This is a genomic window from Pseudomonas sp. MWU13-3659, from assembly GCF_023757525.1.
Lineage (GTDB): Bacteria > Pseudomonadota > Gammaproteobacteria > Pseudomonadales > Pseudomonadaceae > Aquipseudomonas > Aquipseudomonas entomophila_E.
This window is the reverse complement of sequence record NZ_JAMSHW010000007.1, coordinates 124,597-134,183: the sequence shown is the minus strand read 5'-3', so window position 1 is coordinate 134,183 and position 9,587 is coordinate 124,597. Positions and strand designations below refer to the sequence as shown.

The window sequence follows — 9,587 nt, the reverse complement described above, 5'->3', positions numbered from 1 at the left end:
CGTGGTACACAGTCATGGCTTTGCTTTCATGGCAGCCGTGCGTGGGCGGACTTTGGTCCGACCGCGTTTCTGTGTCCGCGGACTTCTCACCTCGCGCACGGCTGCCACCCACATCTGTGAGAAGGATTCGGGCGGTGTTTTCTTGGTTTTGACACAGAGAACACAGATGAAAAAACATGTACCTGACCCACCTTACCCAATCCCCTTTGTCACCATCATCAGCGACCTCGCCCCCGAGGAAGCCATGGCCCACGCCAACAAGCTGATGCACACCCTCAGCGACACCATCCACGCCTACACCCACTGCCCACGCGACGAGCGCCTGGACGTGATGATGGACAGCGCCGAAATCCTCGCTCAACTGGTCATCGCATTGGTCCGCCACGCCCGGGCCAAGGGGGCGCCGGTATGAGCGACGACTTCAAGCCCGGCCCGACCCAGGGCACGACCACCTGTCTTGAGATCTTCCGTATCCAGCCCGGCATCCCTTTTGACCACGCCTTCAGCGACCTGTCGATGCTGCTCGGCTGCGTGGCGCATTTCACCACGGAGGCCGAGATGGAAGGTGACCTCATGGCCAGCAGCGCCGCGCGGATTCTCAGCGGGCTGGCCAAGGGGCTGATCGATGATATGGAGTTGGGGCTGAGTAAGGGTAAATAAGCGCATCCCTTATCGAGATTGCCGGGCAGTCTCGATAAGGCAAGGTCAAACATTTCCAGGTACTGCGGTGTCTGATTCGCGGGTAAACCCGCTCCTACAGGTACCGCGCGCAACCGTAGGAGCCAGCTTTGCTGGCGAACACCGGCAAGGCCGGTGCCAGGCACCGCGGGTAATCCCATCCCCACAGGTACCGCGCGCAACCGTAGGAGCCAGCTTTGCTGGCGAACACCGGCAAGGCCGGTGCCAGACACTGTGGTGCCTGCATCGCGGATGAATCCGCTCCTACAGGTACCGCGTGCAACCGCAGATGCCAGCCGGCATGAGAGTGGACCAGCCGCCCAACTTCAAGCAAGTCAAGCCCCTACTAACGGCGAACTTTTCTTCACATAGCCAAATGGATGAAGTGCAAGGGCGAATTTCAGACTCTTTGGATTCATTCAATCAGCAGAACTGTCATTGCCCGTTGGCTTCAAATGCATACCTTGTGCGAGGCCTTTCTTGGCAAGCGCTCTAACACGGCGCTTTCACGGGTATCAAAATTTTTAAATCCAGTTACATATCTGAAACAAACTGAAATATAGAAAACAGTTTTAACGTGTGTGTCTTTGTAAATTCATATTTGTATTATTTTGATACAAATGCTGGATCGACAAAAACCCCCCCCGGCCATTTACTTGCCCCCGACTTCGGTGTGCACCAAGTGACTAGTGAGAAAGTTGCACGGATATACCGCACTCCCGAATAAGTCCGTAGTTGAACACCCGACTTTGATGAATAAAGTCGACGCCTTGCGCTTAACACTTTCAGACGCGTCCGCCTTGTTGCGGGTCGCCAGGCATGCTGGCCAAAAACAGAGGGCGTACGCGCCGTCTTGGTCGCCGCATGTTGTGTAAGTTGCGAGTCTGCTAGTTGTTAACGTCAAACTTTGATAAGGAATATCAGGCATGACGCAACTCCCCATCCAAGGTGTCCTTCCGGTCGCCATCCTGCCTTACAACAACGACCTCTCCCTGGATACCTCGGCCCTGCGCCTGCAGGTCGAACACATCCTGCACACCGGCTGCGACGGCGTGGTCATCGGGCAGATTTCCGAGGTTTCACGGCTGACCACCAGCGAACGCTTCCGCGTGGCCGAGCTGATCGCCGAACAGACCGGCGACAAAGGCCTGGCCATCATGAGCACCGGTGGCGAGAGCATCGCCCAGGCCATCGAATATTCGCGCCAGGCCGAGCAAGCCGGCTGTGACGCGCTGCTGGTGATGCACCCGTCGATGTGGGCGCTCGATGATGAGCAGATGTACACCTACTTCGCCAATGTCGTCGAAAGCGTGCAGATCCCGGTGCTGGTGCACCACGCCAAGTCGCTGGCCAAGCGGCCGCTGTCGATCGACGTGCAGGCCCGCCTGCTCAAGGCCTTCGGCCCGCAGAAGGTGCAGTTCAAGCCCGAATCCGCCCCCACCGCGCCCAAGGTTTCGCTGCTGCGCGACGCCACCGGCGGCCAGGCGCGGATCTTCGAGGGCGACGGCGGCATGATGCTGGTCGATACCTACCAGCGCGGCCTGGCGGGGGTGATCCCGGCCACCGAGATCGCCGAGATCACCGTGGCTCTGTGGCGCGCCTTGCAGGCCGGCGACGAGCGCACCGCCCGAGCCATCGCCTACCCGCTGTCCTACCTGATGTGCCACATGATGGCGAGCATCGACTGTTACTTGCAGTTGTCGAAACACCTGCTCAAACGCCGCCGGTTGATGAGCAATACCTTGATCCGCCCACCCGTGGATTTCACCATGGATGTGGAAACCCTCAAAGAAGTTGAAAAAGTCTACGACCAACTTTTCGAATTCGTGACCCAGTAATAAGGAAGTTACTCATGAAACGTATTGGTTTCTCCATTGAATTGACCAGCCTCGAAGCCGCCGAACTGTATAAAGCCATGCACCGTGATGTCCCTGTGCAAATTGCCGGTGAACACGGCGTACTGCGTGAAATCGGTTTGCAGCGTATGTCGATCTACTTGTTGCCGCCGCGCACGTTGTTCATGCAAGTCGAAGCCCACGATCAGTTCGACCCGCTGCGCGACTTTACCCACGCCCTGTCGGTGCACCCGGTGATCCAGGCCTGGGACGACCGCATGCACGGTGACGACAACCCGCTGCTCAAGCGCATCGAAGGCAACCGCACCGACCTCAACTGGTGGCGCCTGGAGCAGGTGTACGACTGGACCCTCGAAACGGCGGGCCAGCAAAAATGACCGGGCAAAAACAGTCATTCGTGTTGATGGATTGCACCTTCCGTGATGGCGGGTTCCAGACCGACTGGCGGTTTTCCGATGCCATGGTCGGGCACTACTTCGGTATGTGCCAGGCCGCTGGCGTGGACATTGTCGAGATGGGCTACCTGAACCTGGACCCCGCTGCTGGGGTCAGCCACCTCGGTTCATTCAAGGCATTGCCCGAGTCGCTGAGCGACGTGCAGCGCCAGCAGGTCGACCTGGGGCCGATGCGCGCGGCGGTGATGATCGATGCCTGGCGCATCCTCGATCAGCCGGTGCAGGCTGTCGCCGAGGTGATCCTGGCGGCGATCCGGCGTTCGCCGTTCCCCATCGCCATCCTGCGCATCGCGGCCATGAGCAGCCAGCTCGAGGGCAGCCTGGCGCTGGCCAAGGCGCTGGCGGGGCAGGAGCTGGCGGTGATGATCAACCTGATGCAGGCCGCCGAGCTGACGCCGGAGCAACTGGCCCATGACCTGCCGGCCCTGGCCGTCGAGCCGGTCACGGCGCTGTATTTCGCCGACAGTTTCGGGCGCATGTTGCCGGAGCAGGTTCATCGCCTGTTCAGCCAGGCGCGTGAACTGACCTCGTTGCCGTTGGGCTTCCACGCCCACGACAACTATGGCCTGGCGGTCGCCAACACCCAGGCGGCGTTGGACGCAGGCGCCCGTCATGCCGACGGCACGTTCGCCGGGATCGGGCGGGGGGCCGGCAACGCACCGACCGAAACCCTCGCCCTGCTCAAGTCGGGAACGCTGGAAATGGCGGAGTGCGAGGCGTTCCTGGCGGAACACATCGAGCCCCTCAGGCACACGGCGAACTGGGGCTACTCGCCCACCTACCGTTGCCAGGCCAAGCACAACGTGCACCCGACCTATGCCCAGCGCTTGTTCGAAGGCACGCCGCTGACGGGCCTGGAGCGTATCGACATCCTCGGCAAGATCGCCGGGCATGCCGGGGCGCACAAGTTCGACGCGGGCATTCTCAGCCACTACCGGTGAACGAACATGGTCAAACTCGGTGAACTGCTGGCGGACTGCAAGTTGGTGTTCTTCGACTGCGACGGTGTGCTGCTCGACTCCAACGGGGTGAAGCTGGCCGCGGTCGATCACGCCCTGGCCGCCTACCCGGCGGTGCTGCGCGAGCGCTGCAAGGACAGCTTCCGGCTCAACTTCGGTCGCCCGCGGCGCTGGCACTTCGAGGCCTTCCAGCGCGTGATCGGGGTGGCCCAGGAGGAGGACTTCGTGGCGGCGAGCATCGACCGCTACGAGCAGTACCTGCAAGCGCACTATCGGTTTTCGCCGGCAGTGGCGGGTGCGCCGCACTTGCTGGCCCGGTTGGCGGCCCGTGGGGTCATCTGCACGGTGGTGAGTGGCGGGGTGGAAGCGGAGATCAATGCCGCGCTGGGCGAATGCGGGATGGATCGGCTGCTGGCACGGGTGGTGGGTTCGCCGGTGACCAAGATCGCGGCGATCAACGCGCTGCTCGAGCAGTACGACTGCAGCGCCGCGCAAGCCGTGTTCCTCGGTGATGCCAGCGCCGACGCCGAGGCCGCCATCGCCTGCAAGGTGCCGTTCATCTTCGTCAGCGGGCATGCGCTGATCGCCCGCTCCGCCCTCAGCGCGAGCTGGCCGGAGGGCCATTGGGGCGGCGAGGTGCCCAACCTGCTGGCGGACAACGCTGTATCGCGCTTTTGCGTGAGCAACCAGACGATCAAGGAGGAATCATGAACACAACCACGCAGCGGCCGCTGCGCATCGCCATCACCGGTGTGAGCCGTGGCCTGGGGCTGGCCTTGAGCCAGGCGCTGGCCGCCCGCGGCCACCAGGTGTTCGGCTGCCAACTGTCGGCCGACGCCGCGCCGGCGGCCCAGGCCAACCCGGCACTGTTCAGTGCCTCGGTGGCGGTGCCCGAGGACATGCGGCGCTTCGCCGAGGCGGCGTGCCGCGAGGGGGCGATGGATATCGTGGTGTGCAATGCCGGGGTGATCAATGCGCGCAAGCCGGCCTGGGAAATCAGCCAGGAGGAGTGGGCGCAGGTGATGGAGGTCAATGTGCTGGGCGTGGTCAACACGCTGCACGCCTTCCTGCCGTCGATGCTCGACCGCGGCCAGGGCCTGTTCGTTGCCATCAGTTCCGGCTGGGGGCGTTCGGCATCCTGGGGGCTCGGCCCGTACTGCGCGAGCAAATTCGCGGTGGAGGGGCTGATCGGTTCGCTCAGCGCCGACCTGCCGGAGGGCTTGCACGCGGTGGCGCTGGATCCGGGCAACGGGGTGAACACCAAGATGCTCGCCCAGTGCCTGCCGGATGACCATACGCAGTACATCGCCCCAGGGCTGTGGGCCGAGCATGCCGCGGACTACATCGTCGACCAGCTCCATGGGCAAAAGCTTTCGGGCAGCCGCACGGTGCCGCACCCCGGCTGTTGACGGATTTCATGACAGGGAAGCAGACAATGCTGAAGAACAAACGTGTGGTGGTCACCGGTGGTGGCCGTGATTTCGGCCAGGCGGTTTCGGTCTGGCTGGCCCGCGAGGGCGCCCATGTGGACCTGTGCGCGCGCCAGCTGGACAGCGCCCGGGCCACTTGCGAGATCATCCAGGGCGAAGGTGGCTCGGCCCGTGCCTATGCCTGCGACATCGCCGACGCCCGCTCGGTGCGTGCGTTCGCCGAGCAGTTGCAGGCCGACGAGCGCCCGGTGGATATCCTGATGCTCAGTGCCGCGCAATGGCTCGAAGGGCCGCTGGGCGAGGGTGACAGCGATGAAGAGATCGTCAGCACCATCAACTCCGGGCTGACCGGTTCGATCACCTTGACCCGGGCCCTGCTGCCCAGCCTGCGCCGCTCTGGCGCGGCGGACATCATGGCGATGGTCTCGGTGTGCGGCGTGCCGCAGTTCACCAACTCCATCGCCCACCCGGCGTTCTTCGCGGCCAAGCATGGCATGAGCGGCTTCTGCCAGAACATGACCCATCACCTGGCGGCGGAAGGTATCCGAGTCACCGGTTTCTACCCGCCTGACTTCGAGGTGACCAGCCTCGATGAAACCGTCGACCCGGCAGGCCGCCTGCTCAACGGGCGCTCCATCTGGGAAACCATGCGCTTCGTGCTGGCCCAGCCACGCAGCTGCCATATCGACGCGGTGCATTTCCGCGGCCCGACCCGGCAGGACTTGACGTGATGCGCGCGGCCAACGCCCAGGCGCCGGCGGCGTATCAGTTGGCGGCCGATGATCAGCAATTGCGCCAGGTCATGGCCGCCAACATCGCCGCAGGCTACTTCAGTGCTGATTGCGATCCGGCAGTGTTCTACGACAAATGCGCGCAGCATCGTGCTGCCAGCCGGATCGACCCAGGCCTGGCGTTCAGCGGTCAGTCACTGGCGTCGTTGGACGCATTGCCGGGCAATGCCGGGCGGACCTGGGTAGTGCGCCCGTCGATCTCGCCGGCATCGCGAGGCTCGGCGTTGCTGCTCGGGCTCGGTGGCCTCGATGCGCCGGCGCTGGCGGTGGCGATGCAGGGCGTACCGGGGCCGTTCCTGCTGCATGAGCACGAGCCGGGCGAGCCGCTGTTCATCAATGGCGTGTTCGCCCAGGGGCAGTTCATCGTCAGCGATGCCTGGCACTGCTACACCCTGGACCTGGAGGGCCGCAGGATTCTCACTGCCGTCACCAGCCTGCCCACGTCCCGGTTGCCCGAAGGGCTGGTGCCACGGCTGGCGGCCGTGGCCAGCGGCCTGGGCATGGTGCACGGCCCGCTGCATGCCGAAGTGGTGGTCACCCAGCACGGGCCACGCCTGGTCAAGCTGTCGCCGCGCCTGGCCAGCACGCCGTTGCCCGAACTGTGCCGCCTGGGGGGCTGGCCTTCCCAGGAAGACAGCTGGCGCCAGTTGCCGCGCATGGGGGCCGGCGCGGAACAGCCCGTGGCGGACTACTCCTTCGTGGTGACCCGCCCGGGGCGCGTCAAAGCGTTTCGCTTCGACCGGGAGGTACGTGGCCTGGCCAGTTTCAGCCACTACTTCGTCGCGCCGCCGCTGGGCGAGTACATGGCGATGACCACCGATGGCACCACCTACGGGTGCACCGTGTTCCTGCGTCATCGCAGCCTGGCGGTGCTGGAGGAGGACATCGCCCGGTTGCAGGCGCTCAACCTGGCCGACGCGTTCGAGTTCGACTAGCCCGCAGGCACTTTGCAACACCCTAACCGGACCGCCCGGGGCCGTCATCGAGGATGACGACCCCGTGGCCCCGCTCAGCCTGAAATTCAGTAGAAAGGGAGTTCACATGAGTTTTGCAACAGATGTGGCCAGAAGCCCTTGCGAGCGCAAGGTACATGACGTGGTGGGCATTGGGTTCGGCCCGTCGAACATCTCGCTGGCCATCGCCCTGCAGGAGTTGGCCCCGGAACTGTCGGTGGCGTTCGTCGACAGCGCCCCAGGTTTTGCCTGGCACAAAGGCATGTTGTTCAAGAACGCCACCATGCAGGTGTCGTTCCTCAAGGACCTGGTGAGTTTCCGCAACCCGCGCAGCCACTTCACCTTCGTCAACTACCTGCACAGCAAGGGCCGTATCGCGGCGTTCTGCAACAAGAAGGATTTCTTTCCCGGGCGCGTGGAGTTCCATGACTACCTGAGCTGGTGCGCGGCCGAGTTCAGCGAGCAGGTGTTCTACGGCCACCGGGTGCTGCGCATTGCGGACGGCGGTGTGGCGGACGACGGCGCGCCGCTGTTCCGGGTCGAGATGCAGGTCGGCGATACCACCACCTCAATGCTGACGCGTTCCGTGGTGCACTCGCTGGGCCTTGAGCCGCAGATGCCGGACGATGTCCAGCCCGGTGAGCGCGTCACCCATGTGCATCACTTGTTGGCGCGGCTGCAGGAAGCCGACTTGCCGGCCGACGGCCATTGCGTGGTGGTCGGCGGCGGGCAAAGCGCCGCCGAGGCGGTGGAGTACCTGCTCGAGACCTATCCGGCGTTGAAGGTGACGGCGATCCACGCCCGCTACGGCTACACCCCCGCCGACGACAGCCCGTTCGTCAACGAGATCTTCGATGCCGAGGCCGTGGATGGCTTCCATGCGGCGCCGGCCCATGTGCGCAAGCACGTGCTGCGCACCCATGCCTCCACCAACTACGCCGCGGTCGACCTGGCGCTGATCGAGAAGCTCTACCGCCAATGGTACGACGACGAGGTCAGCGGCCAGCAGCGTCTGACCCTGGAGCGCCTGAGCCGGTTCCAGAAGGTGCAGGTGCAGGGCAATGGGCTGCAGGTGACGTTCGATCGGCAGCTGAGCGGCGAGGCACGCCAGGTCCACTGTGACTACCTGGTGTGCGCCACGGGTTTCCGCCCGCGCAACATCGCCGACCTGCTGTGCGCGCCGCTGGCGTCGCGGCTGGTCAAGGAGGAGGGCGGTGCGCAGTTGTCGCGCCATTACCGCCTGGCCTTCAAGGGCGAGGCCGCACCGTTGCTGTATTCCACCGGTGTCGCCGAGGGCTCCCACGGGCTGAGCGCGACGCTGATCTCCAACATGGCCATCCGTGCCGGCGAAATCGTCGGTGACCTGAAGACCACCTTGAGGCACAGGCAGTATGAAAAAGCCGTTTGATGTGATCATCGTGGGCGCAGGCATCGTCGGTGCGACCTGCTTCCATGTACTGAGCCAGGCGGGCAAGCGCTGCCTGCTGCTCGACGAGAAGCAACTGGCCTGCGGCATCACCGGTGCGTCGGGGTGCATCGTGCGGGTCACCCACGCCTCGCGCGAAGCCACGGCGGCGGCGGCCGAGGGTTACCGCTTCTACCAGCGACTGAGCGCAGGCTCGCAGGGGCGGGTGCCGTTCGCTCGTACGGGTTACCTGCACTTTGCCGAAGTGCCCGACCTGGACCGTATGCACGGTTGGCTGGCGGAGGAGGGCATCGGCGCCGAACTGCTCGATGCCCAGGCGCTGGCCGCGCGTTTCCCGGCGTTGCCGATCAGCGCCGAGTTGGCGCTGCTTGAACCTGGCTCGGGCTACATGGACGCCAGGCCGACCCTGGAATACCTGGTCAGGGCCGGTATCACGCTGGGCAGTGTCTACCAGGACGCGGTCACCCTGCACGGCATTCGAGTCGATGGCAGCGGTAGTCGAGTAGCCGGTGTGGAGACTTCCAGTGGTGCCTTCGAGGCCGAACATGTGGTGCTGGCCATGGGCAATGGCACCCCTGACTTCCTCGCGCGCCACTTCGGCGATGCCTTCGGCCTGTGGAACCAGCACATCCAGGTCACCCGCTTCAAAGGGCCCACCGCGTTGGCCACGGCGCCGTGCTTCATCGATGACGTCAACGACCTCAACGGGCGCTGGTGCCCGCTGACCGGCGGCTTCTACGTGGGCACCCCCACCGGCTTGCGAGTGCCGGCCAGCCAGGCCTATGCCGCGGCCAGCCCGGCCCATGCGCAACTGACCCGTGAACGTGGCGAGCGGCGCTTCCCCTGGCTGAGCACGGCCAGTGCCGAAGGCGCGCTGTGCCACAGCGACTGCTACAGCGCTCAACCCATCGCCCTGCTCGGCGAGCAGCCCAGGTTGCCCGGCGGTGTGCAGGTGGCGTCGGGCTTCAGTGGCGGTGGCTTCAAGATGGCGCCTTACGCCGCCATGCGTGTTGCCCGTGTGATCACTCAAGGATAGAGA

Annotated in this window: 11 protein-coding genes; all 11 read left to right on the top strand. The window is 64.3% G+C overall.

Annotated features, from left to right (window positions below; genetic code table 11):
• Positions 1 to 166: 166 nt before the first annotated feature.
• The 11 genes from NGM28_RS11520 to NGM28_RS11470 all read left to right on the top strand — a co-directional run bounded on the left by NGM28_RS11520 (position 167) and on the right by NGM28_RS11470 (position 9,584).
• Positions 167 to 412, top strand: a complete 246-nt coding sequence (locus tag NGM28_RS11520) for a hypothetical protein (RefSeq protein ID WP_240066768.1) — start codon at positions 167 to 169, stop codon at positions 410 to 412.
• The gene (locus NGM28_RS11515; protein ID WP_252090206.1) at positions 409 to 660 is read left to right on the top strand and encodes a DUF3077 domain-containing protein; all 252 of its coding nucleotides are present in this window, start codon (positions 409 to 411) and stop codon (positions 658 to 660) included. Before NGM28_RS11520 ends, NGM28_RS11515 begins: the two co-directional genes overlap by 4 nt.
• Before the next feature lie 944 nt (positions 661 to 1,604).
• Entirely contained in the window at positions 1,605 to 2,516 is a 912-nt protein-coding gene (locus NGM28_RS11510) for a dihydrodipicolinate synthase family protein (protein WP_240066766.1), read from the top strand.
• A 14-nt stretch (positions 2,517 to 2,530) separates the two neighbouring features.
• Positions 2,531 to 2,911, top strand: coding sequence for an L-rhamnose mutarotase (locus NGM28_RS11505; protein WP_240066765.1), 381 nt, complete (start codon positions 2,531 to 2,533; stop codon positions 2,909 to 2,911).
• Entirely contained in the window at positions 2,908 to 3,930 is a 1,023-nt protein-coding gene (locus NGM28_RS11500; protein WP_252090203.1) for a hydroxymethylglutaryl-CoA lyase-like TIM-barrel protein, read from the top strand. Before NGM28_RS11505 ends, NGM28_RS11500 begins: the two co-directional genes overlap by 4 nt.
• Positions 3,931 to 3,936: 6 nt before the next feature.
• Positions 3,937 to 4,659 carry an HAD family hydrolase gene (locus NGM28_RS11495; protein WP_252090201.1) on the top strand — a complete coding sequence of 241 codons (723 nt, stop codon included), beginning with the start codon at positions 3,937 to 3,939 and terminating at the stop codon, positions 4,657 to 4,659.
• A complete protein-coding gene (locus NGM28_RS11490) occupies positions 4,656 to 5,357 on the top strand; it encodes an SDR family oxidoreductase (RefSeq protein WP_252090199.1) in 702 nt (233 codons plus the stop codon). The genes NGM28_RS11495 and NGM28_RS11490 overlap by 4 nt, the downstream gene beginning before the upstream one ends.
• 26 nt (positions 5,358 to 5,383) lie before the next feature.
• Positions 5,384 to 6,109, top strand: coding sequence for an SDR family oxidoreductase (locus NGM28_RS11485; RefSeq protein ID WP_252090197.1), 726 nt, complete (start codon positions 5,384 to 5,386; stop codon positions 6,107 to 6,109).
• Positions 6,109 to 7,104: a hypothetical protein gene (locus NGM28_RS11480; RefSeq protein ID WP_252090195.1), complete on the top strand. Its 996-nt coding sequence runs from the start codon at positions 6,109 to 6,111 to the stop codon at positions 7,102 to 7,104. The genes NGM28_RS11485 and NGM28_RS11480 overlap by 1 nt, the downstream gene beginning before the upstream one ends.
• A 106-nt stretch (positions 7,105 to 7,210) precedes the next feature.
• Complete coding sequence (locus tag NGM28_RS11475; RefSeq protein ID WP_240066759.1) at positions 7,211 to 8,530, top strand: lysine N(6)-hydroxylase/L-ornithine N(5)-oxygenase family protein; 1,320 nt, start codon at positions 7,211 to 7,213, stop codon at positions 8,528 to 8,530.
• Positions 8,514 to 9,584 carry an NAD(P)/FAD-dependent oxidoreductase gene (locus NGM28_RS11470; protein WP_252090193.1) on the top strand — a complete coding sequence of 357 codons (1,071 nt, stop codon included), beginning with the start codon at positions 8,514 to 8,516 and terminating at the stop codon, positions 9,582 to 9,584. Before NGM28_RS11475 ends, NGM28_RS11470 begins: the two co-directional genes overlap by 17 nt.
• Positions 9,585 to 9,587 lie beyond the last annotated feature (3 nt).

Bases quoted from the DNA above. Each gene is read 5' to 3' on its own strand.
- NGM28_RS11480 (WP_252090195.1), top strand. From the start codon at position 6,109: ATGCGCGCGGCCAACGCCCAGGCGCCGGCGGCGTATCAGTTGGCGGCC.
- NGM28_RS11520 (WP_240066768.1), top strand. From the start codon at position 167: ATGAAAAAACATGTACCTGACCCACCTTACCCAATCCCCTTTGTCACC.
- NGM28_RS11470 (WP_252090193.1), top strand. From the start codon at position 8,514: ATGAAAAAGCCGTTTGATGTGATCATCGTGGGCGCAGGCATCGTCGGT.
- NGM28_RS11500 (WP_252090203.1), top strand. From the start codon at position 2,908: ATGACCGGGCAAAAACAGTCATTCGTGTTGATGGATTGCACCTTCCGT.
- NGM28_RS11485 (WP_252090197.1), top strand. From the start codon at position 5,384: ATGCTGAAGAACAAACGTGTGGTGGTCACCGGTGGTGGCCGTGATTTC.
- NGM28_RS11490 (WP_252090199.1), top strand. From the start codon at position 4,656: ATGAACACAACCACGCAGCGGCCGCTGCGCATCGCCATCACCGGTGTG.
- NGM28_RS11475 (WP_240066759.1), top strand. From the start codon at position 7,211: ATGAGTTTTGCAACAGATGTGGCCAGAAGCCCTTGCGAGCGCAAGGTA.
- NGM28_RS11515 (WP_252090206.1), top strand. From the start codon at position 409: ATGAGCGACGACTTCAAGCCCGGCCCGACCCAGGGCACGACCACCTGT.
- NGM28_RS11510 (WP_240066766.1), top strand. From the start codon at position 1,605: ATGACGCAACTCCCCATCCAAGGTGTCCTTCCGGTCGCCATCCTGCCT.
- NGM28_RS11505 (WP_240066765.1), top strand. From the start codon at position 2,531: ATGAAACGTATTGGTTTCTCCATTGAATTGACCAGCCTCGAAGCCGCC.
- NGM28_RS11495 (WP_252090201.1), top strand. From the start codon at position 3,937: ATGGTCAAACTCGGTGAACTGCTGGCGGACTGCAAGTTGGTGTTCTTC.